Here is a 15,303-nt window from a genome sequence, read left to right as displayed (position 1 = left end):
TTCTCGACATAGCGGGTACCTGGGGCGACACTTGTGCGGCTGCCGGGTCGCAGCAGCTCAGCAGATCCCCACAAGGAGGGTGTCCCAGTGTCCCGCCGCAGAATCGGCTTCTGGTACCGCTTGGCCGCGGTCATCTGCAAACCGCCGCTCCTGGTTCTGTTCAAGCGGGACTGGCAGGGAATGGAGCACATTCCCGCCGACGGCGGATTTATCACCGTGGTCAACCACAACTCGTATCTGGACCCGCTGTCGTACGCGCACTACCAGTACAACACCGGCCGGGTCCCGCGATTCCTCGCCAAGTCCGGGCTCTTCAAGGGCGGCTTTGTCGGCGCGGTGATGCGCGGCACCGGCCAGATCCCCGTCTACCGGGAATCCGCCGACGCGGCGGTCGCCTTCCGCGCCGCCGTGGCCGCCATCAACAAGGGCGAATGCGTCGCCTTCTACCCCGAGGGCACCCTCACCCGCGACCCCGACCTGTGGCCCATGCAGGGCAAGACCGGGGCCGCCCGGGTGGCGTTGCTCACCAAGGCGCCGGTCGTCCCGGTGGCCCAGTGGGGCGCCAACGAGGTGATGCCGCCCTACGCCAAGGAGAAGAAGCTGCGCCTGTTCCCGCGCAAGACCCTGCGGGTCAAGGCGGGGGAGCCGGTCGACCTCAGCGAGTTCTACGGCAAGGAGCCGACCGCCGACGTGCTGCGCGCGGTGACCGAGAAGGTCATGGCCGCCGTCACCGAACTGCTGGCCGAACTGCGCGGCGAGCCGGCCCCTGCCGAGCCGTACGACCACCGCAAGGACGCCGTCCGGCGCAGCCGGGCCCGCCGCGAGCAGCAGAAGGCCGAGCGGGCGCGCCAGCTGGACGAGCGGGGCGTGAAACTGGACGACCAGGCACCGAAGACACAGGAGGATGAAGGCAAGTGACGCGCTGCGCCGTCTACGGCACGGGGTCCTGGGGCACCGCATTCGCGATGGTGCTCGGCGACGCGGGCTGCGAGGTGACGATGTGGGGCCGCAGAGCGGGCCTGGTCGACGCCATCAACACCGGCCGGACCAACCCCGACTACCTGCCGGACGCACAGCTGCCGGAGTCCGTACGGGCCACCACCGACCCCGCCGAGGCCGCGCGCGGCGCCGATTTCACCGTCCTGGCCGTCCCCTCCCAGACCCTGCGCGGCAACCTCGCCGAATGGGCACCGCTGCTGCCCGCCGACACCGTCCTGGTCTCCCTGATGAAGGGCGTCGAACTGGGCACCGCCAAGCGGATGAGCGAGGTCATCGAAGAGGTCGCCAAGGCGCCCGCCGAGCGCGTCGCGGTGCTGACCGGCCCCAACCTCGCCAAGGAGATCGCCGCCCGGCAGCCCGCCGCCGCGGTCGTCGCCTGCGCGGACGAGGCCGTCGCCCGGCGCCTCCAGGCCGCCTGCCACACCCCGTACTTCCGCCCGTACACCAACACCGACGTGGTCGGAGCGGAGCTGGGCGGCGCGGTCAAGAACGTCATCGCGCTGGCGGTCGGCATGGCCGGCGGCATGGGCCTGGGCGACAACGCCAAGGCCTCCCTGATCACCCGCGGCCTCGCCGAAACCACCCGGCTGGGCCTGGCGATGGGCGCCGACGCGCACACCTTCGCCGGGCTCGCCGGAATGGGCGACCTGGTCGCCACCTGCTCCTCGCCGCTCTCCCGCAACAACACCTTCGGGGCCAACCTCGGCCGCGGCATGTCGCTGGAGGAGACCATCGCGGTCACCAAGCAGACCGCCGAGGGCGTCAAGTCCTGCGAGTCGGTACTGGATCTGGCCCGCCGGCACGGCGTCGACATGCCGATCACCGAGACGGTCGTGGACATCGTCCACGAGGGCAAGCCGCCGCTGGTGGCCCTCAAGGAGCTGATGTCGCGCAGCGCCAAGCCCGAGCGCCACTGAGGCCCCGGCCCGTGCCCGGTGCCGCTGTGCCCCGGCCCGCGCCCGGCGCCCCGGCGGCTCCGGGCGTGCCGCACCGGCCCGCGGCATCGGCTCCCCCTGGGGCAGCAGGTACCCTCAACCCGATATGAGCAGCCAGACCCCTCCCCAGAAGCCCCGCGTCGCCGTCGTGTTCGGTGGCCGCAGCTCCGAGCACGCCGTCTCCGTGGTGACCGCGGGCGCCGTGCTCTCGGCCATCGACCGCGAGAAGTACGACGTGCTGCCCATCGGCATCACCGCCGAAGGCCGTTGGGCGCTGACCGCCGACGACCCCGCGCGGATGGTCATCACCGACCGGAAGCTGCCGAGCGTCGCGGAACTGGCCGAGACCGCCGAGGGGGCCGTCCAGCTCCCCGTGGACCCGACCAGCCGTGAGGTCGTCTACAGCGAACCCGGCTCGGTGCCCAAGGCGCTGGGCGGCGTCGACGTCGTCTTCCCCGTACTGCACGGCCCGTACGGCGAGGACGGCACGATCCAGGGCCTCCTGGAGCTCTCCGGCGTGCCCTACGTCGGCTCGGGCGTGCTCGCCTCGGCCGCCGGCATGGACAAGGAGTACATGAAGCGGGTGTTCGTCTCCTACGGGCTGCCGGTCGGCCCGTACGAGGTCGTCCGCCCCCGCGAGTGGGAGCAGCCCGACGGCGGCGCCGCCGCCCGCCGGCGGATCGTGGACTTCGCCGCCGAACACGGCTGGCCGATCTTCGTCAAGCCCGCCCGCGCCGGGTCCTCCATGGGCATCAGCAAGGTCGACGACATCTCCGGGCTGGACGCGGCCATCGAGGAGGCCCGCCGCCACGACCCGAAGATCCTGGTGGAGGCCCTGCTCACCGGCCGCGAGATCGAGTGCGGCGTGCTGGAGTTCGCGGACGGGCCGCGCGGCAGCCTCCCGGCCGAGATCCCGCCCGTCAGCGACCACACCTTCTACGACTTCGAGGCCAAGTACATCGACTCGGCCACCGGCCTGGTGCCCGCCCCGCTGACCGTGGAGCAGACCGCCGAGGTCCAGGAGCTGGCCGTCCGCGCCTTCGAGGCGCTGTCCTGCGAGGGCCTGGCCCGGGTGGACTTCTTCCTCCAGGACGACGGCACCTACGTCATCAACGAGATCAACACGATGCCCGGCTTCACGCCCATCTCGATGTACCCGCGGATGTGGCAGGAGAGCGGTGTGAGCTACCCGGAGCTGATCGACCGGCTGGTCCAGTCGGCCCTGCGGCGCCCGACGGGCCTGCGCTGAGGCGCCCGGAGCACAGGGACCGCGCCCGGCCGGAGGGCTCAGACTCCGGCCGGCACCGTCTTCTTGACCGCGGCCGCGAGGTCGGTCAGCACATCGACCTCGGGGGCGTACTTCTCGGGGACGCTCACCTCTACGTACGTCTTGCGCAGTACGGTCGTGAAGCGGTACCCCTCGTCCCCCTGCTTCTCGAAGAGCCACTCGACGCCGTTGACTTCCGCCGCGTCCGCACCGGGGTTGTAATGTTCACTTCCAGGTGTCAGCACGGCGGGCTTGTCCACCCCGCAGCGCAGCCGGACGGCGGGATCGCCCCACACGGCGGTGAAGTCCGAGACCGGATCGGCGGTGCCGCGCTCCAGCCCGTCCACGGTCCGCGGCAACTCCTCGTGGAGCGCCCGGCACTGCCGCGCGGACGCACCCTCGGGCGAGGGGGCGGCGACGGGGACCGAGGACGAGCAGCCCACCGCGGCGAAGGCCACGGTGAGCAGGGCCGGTACGAGCAGCCGGCGCGACGAGGAGATCACCCGGCCGAGCATACGGGGAGCTAGAGATGGACCACCGGGCAGGTCAGGGTGCGGGTGATGCCGTCCACCTGCTGGACCTTGGCGACCACGATGCGGCCGAGCTCGTCTACCGTCTCGGCCTGCGCCCGCACGATCACGTCGTACGGACCGGTGACGTCCTCGGCCTGGAGCACGCCGGGGATCTTGGCGATCACTTCCGCGACGGCCGACGCCTTGCCCACCTCGGTCTGGATCAGGATGTACGCCTGTACCACGGGACCTCCAGGGCGGCTTCGAGGATCATGTGGGAAGAAGGGACGCCACGGTACCGCGTCGGTGCGCGCGCCGGGGAGACCCGCGCCGCCGGGAACGCGTCGTGCGGTAGGACCAGGGGGAGCACGACGGCCGTCCGCCCGGGAGAAGCACGGGCCGGGCGCGCGGTGGTGGAGTACGGATCGGCAGCGCAGTACGGATCGTCCGTACGCGTCGGAAGGGCAGCAGCATGAAGGGCACCGTGGGCGAGCTGGGCGAGTTCGGGCTGATCAGGGAGCTGACCTCCCGGCTCACCGCCACCCCGGCCGTACGGATCGGGCCGGGCGACGACGCCGCGGTGATCACCGCGCCGGACCGCCGGGTCGTGGCCAGCACCGACGTCCTCCTCGAAGGGCGGCACTTCCGCCGCGACTGGTCCACCGCCTACGACGTGGGCCGCAAGGCCGCCGCGCAGAACCTGGCCGACATCGCCGCGATGGGCGCGGTGCCCACCGCCATCCTGCTCGGCCTGGTCGTCCCCGCCGAACTGCCCGCGACCTGGGCGAGCGAGCTGATGGACGGGCTGCGCGACGAGTGCCAGGTGGCGGGCGCCGCGGTGGTCGGCGGCGATGTGGTGCGCGGCGACACGATCACCGTCGCGATCACCGCCCTGGGCGACCTGCGCAACCAGGAGCCGGTCACCCGTTCCGGTGCCCAGCCCGGCGATGTGGTCGCCGTCACCGGCTGGCTGGGCTGGTCCGCTGCCGGATACGCGGTCCTCACCCGCGGCTTCCGCTCCCCGCGCGCCTTCGTGGAGGCGCACCGCCGCCCCGAGCCGCCGTACCACGCGGGCCCGGCGGCGGCCGGCCTCGGCGCCACCGCCATGACGGACGTCAGCGACGGCCTGGTCGCCGACCTCGGCCATATCGCCGAGGCCAGCAAGGTCCGTATCGACCTGCGCTCGGGCCAGATCGACATCCCCTCGCAGATGTCCGACATCGGTACGGCCGTCGGCGTGGACCCGATGCAGTGGGTGCTCAGCGGGGGCGAGGACCACGCGATCGTGGCGACGTTCCCGCCGGACGTGAAGCTGCCGGCCCGCTGGAAGGTGATCGGCGAGGTGCTGCACCCGTCGGCGCTGCCGCAGGTCACGGTGGACGGGGCGCCCTGGGTCAACGCGGGGTGGGACCACTTCGGCGGGGAGCCGGACGGCGAGCCGACCGGCCTCTGAGGGACCGTGGGCGGGCCCCGCGCGGGGCCCCGGTAGATTCGGCCGCATGCCTACACCTCCACGCGTCCTGACCGTCGCCGGGTCCGACTCCGGCGGCGGTGCGGGCATCCAGGCCGACCTGAAGACGATGCTGGCGCTCGGTACGCACGGCATGAGCGTGCTGACCGCCGTCACCGCGCAGAATTCACTCGGCGTGCAGGGCGCGTGGGAACTGCCCGCCGAAGCCGTACGGGCCCAGTTCCGCAGCGTCGTGGACGACATCGGCGTCCAGGCCGTCAAAACCGGCATGCTCTCGTCGCCGGAGCTGGTCGAGACGGTCGCGGACCTGCTCGCCGGGCTCTCCGCACCGGTCGTCGTGGACCCGGTCGGCGTCTCCAAGCACGGCGACGCGCTGCTCGCCGCCTCCGCCCTGGACGCGGTCCGCACGAAGCTGCTGCCCACGGCCACCCTCGCCACCCCCAACCTCGACGAGGTGGCCCAGCTGACGGGCGTACGGGTCCAGGAGGAGGCCGATATGCGGCGCGCCGCCGCCGCGGTCCTCGGCTTCGGGCCGCGCTGGGCACTGATCAAGGGCGGCCACCTGGAGGGCGACGCGGTCGACCTGCTCACCGACGGCGCCGAGGAGCACTGGCTGCGCGCGCCGCGGCACGACAACCGGCACACCCACGGCACCGGCTGCACGCTCGCCAGCGCCGTCGCCGCGCGGCTGGCCCGGGGGGACACCGTCCCGGAGGCCGTCGCGGCGGCCAAGGAGTACGTCACCGGCGCCATCGCGGGCGGCTTCCGCCTGGGCGCGGGGATCGGGCCGGTGGATCACGGGTGGCGGCTGCGGGGGTAGCGCCGTTCGCGGGGCTTCGCGCGCGTACGGCACGCGGGTACGGCAAAAAGCCGGTCCACCGAGGTGGACCGGCTTTCAGGCAACCGGCGGGGGCTGCGCTACGACTATGACGTCAGCGCGAGACCTTGCCGGCCTTGATGCACGAGGTGCAGACGTTGAGCCGCTTCGGCGTGCGCCCGATGACCGCGCGCACCGTCTGGATGTTGGGGTTCCAACGACGGTTGGTACGGCGGTGCGAGTGGGAAACGCTCTTGCCGAAGCCCGGCCCCTTGCCGCAGACGTCGCAGTTGGCAGCCACGGGTCACTCCAAAGACTTCAGATGCACTTACGGTGAAATCCCGACGAGCGGAGTGCATTGAACCGACCGGCTTCGCCAGGAGTAGGAATGGCCCGATTCGCATCGGGCAACCGGAGCAGCATACAACGACCGCTCCCGTGACACGAAACTACCACGATCGCCGCGGGCCCCGCCCCGGTGGACCGCCCCGACCGCGGCTACTGTGCGGTGGATCGCATGACCGAGCCGAGCCCGCCACGGGCCGCTGGCCGAGGAGGACGACGGTGCCGCACCCGCTCGACGCCGCTGCGGTACGCACCTGGTGCGCCCTGGCGCTCCAGGCCCTGGGGCGCGAACGCGAGCGGATCGACGCGATCAACGTCTACCCGGTGGCCGACGGCGACACCGGCACCAACCTCTACCTGACCGCGGAATCCGCGGCCCGCGCGGTCGAGGCCGCCTTCGACGGGCACGGCGCCTCGGGCACCGAACCTGGCCTGGCCGACGCCGTCGGCGCGATGGCGCACGGAGCCCTGATCGGCGCGCGCGGCAATTCCGGCACGATCCTCGCCCAGCTGCTGCGCGGCATGGCGGAGGTGCTGGGGGAGGGGAGCGTGGACGGGGATCCCGGCGCGGCGGCAGCGCTGAAGCGGGCGCTGCGGCGGGCCGCCGAGTCCACGTATGAGGCCGTGGCGCATCCGGTGGAGGGCACCGTCCTGACGGTCGCCACGGTGGCCGCCGAGGCGGCCGGGCGGGCCGACGGGAGTCCGGCGGCGGTGGCGCGGGCCGCTTACGAGGGCGCTCGTACGGCCCTGGAGGCCACGCCGGGCCAGCTGGCGGTCCTGGGCCGGGCGGGCGTCGTGGACGCGGGCGGCTGCGGCCTGGTCGCCGTGCTGGGCGCGCTGGCGGGGGCGCTGTCCGGGGAGGTGCCGACGGCGGCTATCGCGGTGCGGCCGGAGGCTTCCGTGCGGGCTTCCGTAGGGCCTGACGCCCCCGTACGGCCTGACGCCCCCGTACGGCTTGATGCCTCCGCGCCCGTGCCAGGCGGCTGCCCGGCCGCTGACGGGCACGCTCCGGAGCCGGAGGGGCCGCACGGCGGCGACGGCGGCCCGGACGGCCCCGCCTTCGAAGTGATCTACCTGCTGGAGGCCGACTACGACGCCGTGGCCCGGCTGCGCGCGCGGCTGGACGGCCTCGGGGACTCCCTGGTGGTGGTCGGCGGGGACGGCCTGTGGAACGTGCACGTCCACGTGGACGACGCCGGCGCCGCCGTCGAGGCGGGCATCGAGGCGGGCCGCCCGTACCGCATCCGCATCACCCACTTCGGGACGGCCGACGGGGGCCGGGCCGCGCGCCGCCGCGAGGCGGAGCCGGCGGCGCGCGCCGTGGTGGCCGTGGTGCCGGGCGACGGCCTGGCCGGGCTGTGCGCCGAGGCGGGCGCGACCGCGGTGACCGTACGCCCCGGAGAGCCGCCCGCCAGTGGCGAGCTGGTCCAGGCGATCCGGCAGGCGCACGCCCGCGAGGTGATGCTGCTGCCCAACGACCCCGAGCTGCAGCACACCGCGGCGGCCGCGGCCGAGCAGGCCCGTACCGAAGGCGTACGGGTCGCGCTGATCCCCACCCGCGCCGCCGTCCAGGGCATCGCCGCGCTGGCCGTGCACGAGCCCGCCCGCAGCTTCGACGAGGACGTGGTGGCCATGACCTCGGCCGCGGGCGCCACCCGCTACGCGGAGCTGGCCGTCGCGGAACGGCAGTCCTGGACGATGGCCGGCGTCTGCCAGGCCGGGGACGTGCTCGGCCTGATCGACGGGGACGTGGCGGTGATCGGCTCGGACCTGGCCGCGACCGCGGCGACCGTCCTGGACCGGATGCTCTCCGCCGGCGGGGAAATGGTGACGTTCGTTCTGGGCGCGGAATTCCCCGCCGCTCTCGCGGAACGCCTGGAAAAGCACGTACGGGAGCGCCACCTGGCCGTGGACACCGTCGTCTACGAAGGCGGGCAGCGCGGGGCGCCACTGCTCATCGGGGTCGAATGACCCCGGGCCGGAGCGGCGGAAACCGGCGGAGGTCCGGCGGAAAACCGGTGGAAACCTGGTGGAAAGCCGACGGGAAAACGGTGGGAAATCGGCGGGAAGAATCGGTTCGGCCCCGGCGTATTCCGGGGCGTGCCGCCCGCTGTCAGTGCCGTGGTGTGCAATGGACATGTGTCCGCGCTCGACGAACCCCTGAAGAAGATTCTCGGTGGCACCACCGCCAAGGTGATGGCCGAGCAGCTCGGCCTGAACACGGTCGGCGATCTGCTGCACCACTATCCGCGCAGATACGCGGAGCGCGGTGAGCTGACCCGCCTCTCCGACCTGCCGCTGGACGAACACGTCACGGTCGTCGCGCGCGTCGCCGACGCCCGGGTCCTGAAGTTCAACAACGGCCGCGGCCAGCGCCTGGAGGTGACCCTCACCGACGGCAGCGGCCGCCTCCAGCTCGTCTTCTTCGGCAAGGGCATCCACAAACCGCACAAGGAACTGCTGCCCGGCCGCCGCGCCATGTTCGCGGGCAAGGTCTCGGTCTTCAACCGCAAGCTGCAACTGGCCCACCCCGAATACGCGCTGCTGGACGGCGAGGACGGCGAGGCGGCCGTGGACGCCTTCGCGGGCCGGCTCATGCCGATCTACCCGGCCTGCCAGCAGATGGCCTCCTGGAAGATCGCCAAGGCGGTCGACGCGGTGCTGCCCAGCGCGCGCGAGGCGCTCGACCCGCTCCCCGAGGCGCTGCGCGCAGGCCGGGCCCTGCTGCCGCTCCCGGAGGCCCTGGAGAAGGTCCACCGGCCGCGCACGAAGGCCGACATCGAGGACGCGCGCTCGCGCCTGAAGTGGGACGAGGCGTTCGTCCTCCAGGTGGCGCTGGCCCGCCGCCGGATGGCCGAGACCCAACTCCCCGCCACGCCTCGCCCGTTGACACCCGGCGGGTTGCTCGACGCCTTCGACGCGAAGCTGCCCTTCACGCTCACCGAAGGCCAGCAGAAGGTCAGCCGCGAGATCTTCGACGACCTGGCCACCGACCACCCGATGCACCGCCTCCTCCAGGGCGAGGTCGGTTCCGGCAAGACGATGGTCGCCCTGCGCGCCATGCTCGCCGTCGTGGACACCGGCGGCCAGGCGGCGATGCTCGCGCCCACCGAGGTGCTGGCCCAGCAGCACCATCGGTCCATCACGGAAATGATGGGGGAGTTGGCCGAGGGAGGGATGTTGGGCGGCGCCGAGCAGGGCACCAAAGTGGTGCTGCTGACGGGCTCGATGGGCGCCGCCGCCCGCCGCCAGGCGCTGCTGGACCTCGTCACGGGCGAGGCCGGGATCGTCATCGGCACCCACGCCCTCATCGAGGACAAGGTCCAGTTCCACGACCTGGGCCTGGTGGTGGTCGACGAACAGCACCGCTTCGGCGTCGAGCAGCGCGACGCGCTGCGCGGCAAGGGCAAGCAGCCGCCGCACCTGCTGGTCATGACGGCCACCCCCATTCCGCGTACGGTCGCGATGACCGTCTTCGGCGACCTGGAGACGTCCGTACTGGACCAGCTCCCCGCCGGCCGCTCGCCCATCGCCAGCCACGTCGTGCCCGCCAAGGACAAGCCGCACTTCCTCGCGCGCGCCTGGGAGCGGGTGCGCGAGGAGGTCGAGGCCGGCCACCAGGCGTATGTGGTCTGCCCCCGGATCGGCGACGAGGAGGACGCGCCGAAGGGCAAGGGCACCAAGAAGAAGTCCGGGGAGTCCGGGGGAGAGGCCGCCGCGGGCGACGACAAACGGCCCCCGCTGGCCGTCCTGGAGGTCGCCGACCAGCTCGCGAAGGGCCCCCTCGCCGGGCTGCGCGTCGAGGTGCTGCACGGCCGGATGCACCCGGACGACAAGGACGCGGTGATGCGCCGGTTCGCGGCCGGCGAGGTGGACGCGCTGGTGGCGACCACCGTCATCGAGGTCGGCGTGAACGTCCCCAACGCCACTGCCATGGTGATCATGGACGCGGACCGCTTCGGCGTCTCCCAGCTGCACCAGCTGCGCGGCCGGGTCGGCCGCGGATCAGCGCCCGGCCTGTGCCTGCTGGTCAGCGAGATGCCCGAGGCCAGCCCCGCACGCGCCCGGCTCGCCGCCGTGGCCGGCACCCTCGACGGCTTCGAACTGTCCCGTATCGACCTGGAGCAGCGCCGCGAGGGCGACGTCCTCGGCCAGGCCCAGTCCGGCGTCCGCACATCCCTGCGGATGCTCGCCGTCATCGAGGACGAACAGGTCATCGAGGCCGCCCGCGAGGAGGCCACCGCGCTGGTCACCACCGACCCCGAACTGACCGGCTACCCGGAACTGCGTACGGCCCTCCAGGCCCTGCTGGACGCGGAGCGGGAGCAGTATTTGGACAAGGGGTGAGGGCCCGGCCCGGGCGCTGGGCGGCGGGTGGCGCGGGCCCTGGGCCGGCTCCTGGGGCACCCGTCCCCGGTCCGTGTACCGGTTTCCACACGGGCTCCAAGCCCCGGCCCCGGGCGGCGCGGCCCCGGGCCCCGCGCCGGCTCCCAGCACGACCCGCCCCCTGGCCCTGTACCGGCTCCCGGCGTGCCCCGCCCCCGATCCCCGCACCCCGGCCCCCCGGCGCGCCCCGCCCCGGCCCCCTCCGCCCCCGTACGGACCGGACCCAGCCCTCAAGACCACCCCACCCCCAGCCGGCGCGGCCCCCGCCCCCGTGACGCCATATCGTGGGGGAGTGGCCCGCGCAGGCGGGCCGCTTCCATCCGCAGCGCGAAGGACCTAGCACCATGACCCGCGTGATCGCCGGCACGGCCGGCGGCCGGCGCCTGGCCGTGCCTCCCGGCAACGGCACCCGTCCGACCTCCGACCGGGCGCGCGAGGGCCTGTTCTCCACCTGGGAGTCGCTGGACGGGCCGCTGGCCGGCGCCCGGGTGCTGGACCTGTACGCGGGGTCCGGCGCCGTGGGCCTGGAGGCGCTGTCCCGTGGCGCCGCGCACGTCCTGCTGGTCGAGGCCGACGCCCGCGCCGTACGCACCATCCGCGACAACGTCCGCACCCTCGGGATGCCCGGCGCGGAGGTCCGGCCCGGCAAGGCCGAACAGATCGTCGCGGGCGCGGCCCCGGCCGACCCGTACGACGTGCTCTTCCTCGACCCGCCGTACGCCGTCACCGACGACGATCTTGGGGAGATCCTGCTCACACTCCGCCAGGGGGGCTGGTGTGCCGAGGAGGCACTCGTCACCGTGGAGCGGAGCACCAGAGGCGGTCCGTTCCCCTGGCCGGACGGTTTCGCACCCATCCGGTCCCGGCGCTACGGCGAGGGAACGCTTTGGTACGGTCGCGCCGCTTCGACGTGCGACAACGCGTCATGACCGGACCGGAGAGCGAGGAAACTCACGTGCGCCGCGCAGTCTGTCCGGGGTCGTTCGACCCCATCACCAACGGGCACCTGGACATCATTGCCCGGGCCTCCAGGCTCTACGACGTCGTCCACGTCACCGTGATGATCAACAAGGCCAAGCAGGGCCTGTTCTCGATCGACGAGCGGATCGACCTGATCCGCCGCGCCACCGCCGAGTACGGCAACGTCGAGGTCGAGTCCTTCCACGGCCTGCTCGTCGACTTCTGCAAGCAGCGTGACATTCCGGCCATCGTCAAGGGGCTGCGCGCGGTCAGCGACTTCGACTACGAGCTCCAGATGGCGCAGATGAACAACGGCCTCTCCGGCGTCGAGACCCTCTTCATCCCCACCAGCCCCACCTACAGCTTCCTCTCCTCCAGCCTGGTCAAGGAGGTCGCGGCCTGGGGCGGCGACGTCTCCCACCTGGTGCCGCCCTTCGTCCTGGAAGAGCTGACCGCGCGGCTGGGCGCCAAGTGATCCGCTGACGCCTCGTCAGCAGGTGTCGGTGCGGGGCTCTGTGGACGTACAGTCGTCCCCGTTCCGTCGTACCGACCCGGAGAGTGGCGAGTCCAAGGTGGACGTGCAGAAAAAGCTCGACGAGATCGTCAGGACCGTCGGCAGCGCCCGGTCCGTGCCCATGTCGGCCTCGTGCGTGGTCAACCGCGCCGAGCTGCTCGCCATGCTGGAGGAGGTGCGCTCCGCCCTGCCCGGGTCGCTCGCCGAGGCCCAGGAGCTGCTCGGCGGCCGCGAGCAGATGGTCGAGGAGGCCCGCGCCGAGGCGGAGCGGATCATCGAGTCCGCCAACGCCCACCGCGGCTCGCTGATCTCCGACACCGAGGTCGCCCGGCAGTCCCAGGCCGAGGCCGACCGCATCCTGGCCGAGGCCCGCCGCGAGGCCGAGGAGATCCGCGCCGAGGCCGACGACTACGTGGACAGCAAACTGGCCAACTTCGAGGTCGTCCTCACCAAGACCATCGGCTCGGTCGACCGCGGCCGCGAGAAGCTGCTCGGCCGCGCGCCGGGCGAGGGCGGCCACGCGGACGAGGACGGCATCCAGGTTCCCGAGCCCACCGCCGACCCGCAGACCCTCAGGGAGCGCGCCGACCGGTACGTGGACGCCAAATTCGGCGCCTTCGAGGCCGTACTGACCAAGACCCTGGAGGCGGTCGGCCGCGGGCGGCTCAAGCTCCAGGGCGCCCGGCCGGCGGACGAGCTGGGCGGCCTCGCCGCGCAGCCCGACGGCCGGCACCCGGGCCACACCGGCGACGCCGAGTACCTCGCCGGCCTCGCCGAGCTGGCCGACCCCGTACCCCCGCAGCCGCAGGCCCCGCCGCAGCCCACCGTGCCGCCCCAGGCGCAGCCCGACCCCCAGCAGGGGTACTACACCGACCCGGCCTACCAGCAGCAGGACGCCTACGGCTATCCGCAGGCCCCGTACGCGCAGCAGGACCCGTACGGCTACGGCTGGACGGACCCGCAGGCCCAGCAGCAGCACCAGCAGCCCTACGACCCGAACACGGGCTACCTCCAGCCGCAGGAGCAGGCCCAGGTCCCCGGGCAGGCCCCGGGCGGCCGGGCGCCGCAGCCCGCCGCGCTCGACGAGACCAGCCTCTTCGACACGAGCATGATCGATCTCGACCGGCTGCGACAGTACGAGGAGGGGCGGCAGTAGCGGATTGGGCCTATCGGGACCGTTCCAGTATCCTGGCTCTTCGGTCGCGTGTACGTCCGCGATCTCTGCTGCCCGCTTCGCCCCGGTGAACGGGCGGCCCGTACGTCAGCGTAGAAAGCAGGAAGCCATCAACGCCCGCCTCGACCACCGTTCCCCGCTCGTGTTCGACACGCGCGATCTGGGACGTCGTCCCGGCGCGCTGCAGCGGCTCTCCCGCACCGTCGAGGCCCCCCGGGACCTCGGCAACGAGGTCATCGGAGTGCCCGAGGGCGCGCCGGTGGAACTCGACTTCCGCCTGGAGTCCGTCATGGACGGGGTGCTTGTCACAGGTACCGGCCGTGCATCGGTCCAGGGGGAGTGCGTAAGGTGTCTGGAGCCGCTGGAGCGCGAGCTCGTAGCGGACTTCCAGGAGATGTTCTCCTACCCCGACGCCGACGCCAGGACCCGCACCGCGGAGCCCGGCGACGACGCCGAGGAAGAGGAGGACACTCTCTTCCTCGAGGACGACCTGTTCGACCTCGAACCCGTGCTGCGTGATGCGGTGGTGCTCGCACTGCCGATGCAGCCGGTGTGCCGGGACGACTGCCCGGGCCTGTGCTCCCAGTGCGGAGAGCGGCTCGCGGACGACCCGGACCACCACCACGACGCCGTCGACATCCGTTGGGCGGCACTGCAGGGACTCGCCACCGACCCGGACGGCGAGAAGGACGAAAACATGAGCGGCGACGGGCCTGATTCAGCGCGCGCCGCCGAGAAGCAGGAGAAGTAGCCGTGGCTGTTCCGAAGCGGAAGATGTCGCGCAGCAACACGCGCCACCGCCGGTCGCAGTGGAAGGCTGCGGTCCCCACCCTGGTGGCGTGCGAGCGCTGCCACGAGCCGAAGCAGCAGCACATCGCGTGCCCGAGCTGCGGCACCTACAACAAGCGACAGGTCCTCGAGGTCTGATCGGCTGGTGACAGGCTCTATGTCAGACGCCCATACGTCTCCCCGCAAGCGCGCGGCTGAAACGGCACCGGCGGACACGGCCTCGTCCCACACGCTTCTGGAAGGGCGGCTCGGGTACCACCTCGAGTCCGCCCTTCTGGTGCGTGCGCTGACGCACCGCTCGTACGCATATGAGAACGGCGGCCTGCCCACCAACGAGCGGCTGGAGTTCCTCGGGGACTCGGTGCTCGGCCTGGTGGTCACGGACACGCTGTACCGCACCCACCCCGACCTGCCCGAAGGCCAGCTGGCCAAGCTGCGGGCCGCGGTGGTCAACTCGCGGGCGCTCGCCGAGGTGGGCCGCGGCCTCGACCTCGGCGCCTTCATCCGCCTCGGCCGGGGCGAAGAGGGCACCGGCGGCCGCAACAAGGCATCCATCCTGGCCGACACCCTGGAAGCGGTGATCGGCGCGGTCTATCTCGACCAGGGTCTCGACGCGGCGGCCGAGCTGGTGCACCGGCTCTTCGACCCGCTCATCGAGAAGTCCGCCGGTCTCGGCGCCGGCCTGGACTGGAAGACCAGCCTCCAGGAGCTGACCGCGACCGAAGGTCTCGGCGTGCCGGAGTACATGGTCAGCGAGACCGGTCCGGACCACGAGAAGACCTTCACTGCTGCTGCCCGCGTCGGTGGTGTCTCGTACGGCACCGGCACCGGCCGCAGCAAGAAGGAAGCCGAACAGCAGGCGGCCGAGTCCGCCTGGCGGGCGATCCGCGCGGCGGCGGACGAAGCGGCCGAGCGGGCCGTGGACGCGCCGCCGGCCGGTGAGCCGGTGGTTCCCCCGGCCGGGGAACCACCCGTCGTCGGCTGAGGTTCACGCACTGCCGGTCGTCCGTCCTGTGGGGTTTCCCCGCACGAAGGGCGGCCGGATAGTGCTATACGGGGCCGTGCGTGCGCTGCACGGGTTCGCCGGGGCTCGTGCTGTACGGGCTCGTGGGGCGTTCGCGTGCGCCTGCCCGG

The 15,303-nt window shown here is 72.6% G+C and carries 16 protein-coding genes; 13 read left to right on the top strand and 3 right to left on the bottom strand.

Going from position 1 to position 15,303, the window contains the following annotated elements; genetic code table 11:
• The first annotated feature begins 87 nt into the window (after positions 1-87).
• From CP984_RS11225 to CP984_RS11215, 3 genes are all read left to right on the top strand, one after another.
• Positions 88-918 carry a lysophospholipid acyltransferase family protein gene (locus tag CP984_RS11225; protein WP_003984702.1) on the top strand — a complete coding sequence of 277 codons (831 nt, stop codon included), beginning with the start codon at positions 88-90 and terminating at the stop codon, positions 916-918.
• Positions 915-1,916, top strand: coding sequence for an NAD(P)H-dependent glycerol-3-phosphate dehydrogenase (locus tag CP984_RS11220; protein WP_003984701.1), 1,002 nt, complete (start codon positions 915-917; stop codon positions 1,914-1,916). The genes CP984_RS11225 and CP984_RS11220 overlap by 4 nt, the downstream gene beginning before the upstream one ends.
• Before the next feature lie 124 nt (positions 1,917-2,040).
• On the top strand, positions 2,041-3,183 hold the full coding sequence (locus CP984_RS11215; RefSeq protein WP_003984700.1) for a D-alanine--D-alanine ligase family protein: 1,143 nt from the start codon (positions 2,041-2,043) through the stop codon (positions 3,181-3,183).
• A gap of 38 nt (positions 3,184-3,221) precedes the next feature.
• Here CP984_RS11215 and CP984_RS11210 read toward each other — a convergent pair whose 3' ends face one another.
• Both CP984_RS11210 and CP984_RS11205 read right to left on the bottom strand, forming a co-directional pair.
• Positions 3,222-3,716, bottom strand: a complete 495-nt coding sequence (locus tag CP984_RS11210) for a DUF3515 domain-containing protein (protein ID WP_003984699.1) — start codon at positions 3,714-3,716, stop codon at positions 3,222-3,224.
• An 8-nt stretch (positions 3,717-3,724) separates the two neighbouring features.
• Positions 3,725-3,958, bottom strand: a complete 234-nt coding sequence (locus tag CP984_RS11205; RefSeq protein WP_003984698.1) for an Lrp/AsnC family transcriptional regulator — start codon at positions 3,956-3,958, stop codon at positions 3,725-3,727.
• Positions 3,959-4,185: 227 nt separating this feature from the next.
• Between CP984_RS11205 and CP984_RS11200 the strand changes: the two genes are divergently transcribed.
• Together CP984_RS11200 and thiD are read left to right on the top strand one after the other, a co-directional pair.
• The gene (locus CP984_RS11200) at positions 4,186-5,166 is read left to right on the top strand and encodes a thiamine-phosphate kinase (protein ID WP_003984697.1); all 981 of its coding nucleotides are present in this window, start codon (positions 4,186-4,188) and stop codon (positions 5,164-5,166) included.
• A gap of 46 nt (positions 5,167-5,212) precedes the next feature.
• Complete coding sequence (gene thiD / locus CP984_RS11195; RefSeq protein ID WP_003984696.1) at positions 5,213-6,004, top strand: bifunctional hydroxymethylpyrimidine kinase/phosphomethylpyrimidine kinase; 792 nt, start codon at positions 5,213-5,215, stop codon at positions 6,002-6,004.
• Between the two features lie 112 nt (positions 6,005-6,116).
• On the opposite strand, the gene rpmB is transcribed toward thiD, so the two are convergent.
• Positions 6,117-6,302 carry a 50S ribosomal protein L28 gene (gene rpmB, locus CP984_RS11190; RefSeq protein ID WP_003984695.1) on the bottom strand — a complete coding sequence of 62 codons (186 nt, stop codon included), beginning with the start codon at positions 6,300-6,302 and terminating at the stop codon, positions 6,117-6,119.
• 263 nt (positions 6,303-6,565) lie between these two features.
• Between rpmB and CP984_RS11185 the strand changes: the two genes are divergently transcribed.
• The 8 genes from CP984_RS11185 to rnc all read left to right on the top strand — a co-directional run bounded on the left by CP984_RS11185 (position 6,566) and on the right by rnc (position 15,154).
• On the top strand, positions 6,566-8,317 hold the full coding sequence (locus tag CP984_RS11185; protein WP_030184970.1) for a DAK2 domain-containing protein: 1,752 nt from the start codon (positions 6,566-6,568) through the stop codon (positions 8,315-8,317).
• Between the two features lie 168 nt (positions 8,318-8,485).
• Positions 8,486-10,693: an ATP-dependent DNA helicase RecG gene (recG, locus tag CP984_RS11180; RefSeq protein ID WP_003986643.1), complete on the top strand. Its 2,208-nt coding sequence runs from the start codon at positions 8,486-8,488 to the stop codon at positions 10,691-10,693.
• A gap of 383 nt (positions 10,694-11,076) precedes the next feature.
• Positions 11,077-11,661 (top strand): 16S rRNA (guanine(966)-N(2))-methyltransferase RsmD, encoded by a 585-nt coding sequence (rsmD, locus tag CP984_RS11175; RefSeq protein ID WP_030185809.1) that lies wholly within the window; start codon positions 11,077-11,079, stop codon positions 11,659-11,661.
• Positions 11,658-12,167: a pantetheine-phosphate adenylyltransferase gene (coaD, locus tag CP984_RS11170; protein ID WP_030185812.1), complete on the top strand. Its 510-nt coding sequence runs from the start codon at positions 11,658-11,660 to the stop codon at positions 12,165-12,167. Before rsmD ends, coaD begins: the two co-directional genes overlap by 4 nt.
• A gap of 97 nt (positions 12,168-12,264) precedes the next feature.
• Entirely contained in the window at positions 12,265-13,362 is a 1,098-nt protein-coding gene (locus tag CP984_RS11165; RefSeq protein ID WP_030185815.1) for an ATP synthase F0 subunit B, read from the top strand.
• 85 nt (positions 13,363-13,447) lie between these two features.
• Complete coding sequence (locus CP984_RS11160) at positions 13,448-14,131, top strand: YceD family protein (RefSeq protein WP_003986646.1); 684 nt, start codon at positions 13,448-13,450, stop codon at positions 14,129-14,131.
• Between the two features lie 2 nt (positions 14,132-14,133).
• Positions 14,134-14,307 (top strand): 50S ribosomal protein L32, encoded by a 174-nt coding sequence (gene rpmF / locus CP984_RS11155; RefSeq protein WP_003951102.1) that lies wholly within the window; start codon positions 14,134-14,136, stop codon positions 14,305-14,307.
• 19 nt (positions 14,308-14,326) lie between these two features.
• Entirely contained in the window at positions 14,327-15,154 is an 828-nt protein-coding gene (rnc, locus tag CP984_RS11150; RefSeq protein ID WP_003986647.1) for a ribonuclease III, read from the top strand.
• Positions 15,155-15,303 lie beyond the last annotated feature (149 nt).

This window comes from Streptomyces rimosus (assembly GCF_008704655.1).
GTDB lineage: Bacteria > Actinomycetota > Actinomycetes > Streptomycetales > Streptomycetaceae > Streptomyces > Streptomyces rimosus.
The sequence above is the reverse complement of the archived record's forward strand: the minus strand, read 5'-3'. Positions and strand labels throughout refer to the sequence as shown.

What these genes read in the sequence shown, in the direction of transcription:
- CP984_RS11215 (WP_003984700.1), top strand. Translation starts at nt 2,041, where the DNA reads ATGAGCAGCCAGACCCCTCCCCAGAAGCCCCGCGTCGCCGTCGTGTTC.
- CP984_RS11210 (WP_003984699.1), bottom strand. Translation starts at nt 3,716, where the DNA reads ATGCTCGGCCGGGTGATCTCCTCGTCGCGCCGGCTGCTCGTACCGGCC.
- thiD (WP_003984696.1), top strand. Translation starts at nt 5,213, where the DNA reads ATGCCTACACCTCCACGCGTCCTGACCGTCGCCGGGTCCGACTCCGGC.
- CP984_RS11200 (WP_003984697.1), top strand. Translation starts at nt 4,186, where the DNA reads ATGAAGGGCACCGTGGGCGAGCTGGGCGAGTTCGGGCTGATCAGGGAG.
- rsmD (WP_030185809.1), top strand. Translation starts at nt 11,077, where the DNA reads ATGACCCGCGTGATCGCCGGCACGGCCGGCGGCCGGCGCCTGGCCGTG.
- rnc (WP_003986647.1), top strand. Translation starts at nt 14,327, where the DNA reads ATGTCAGACGCCCATACGTCTCCCCGCAAGCGCGCGGCTGAAACGGCA.
- coaD (WP_030185812.1), top strand. Translation starts at nt 11,658, where the DNA reads ATGACCGGACCGGAGAGCGAGGAAACTCACGTGCGCCGCGCAGTCTGT.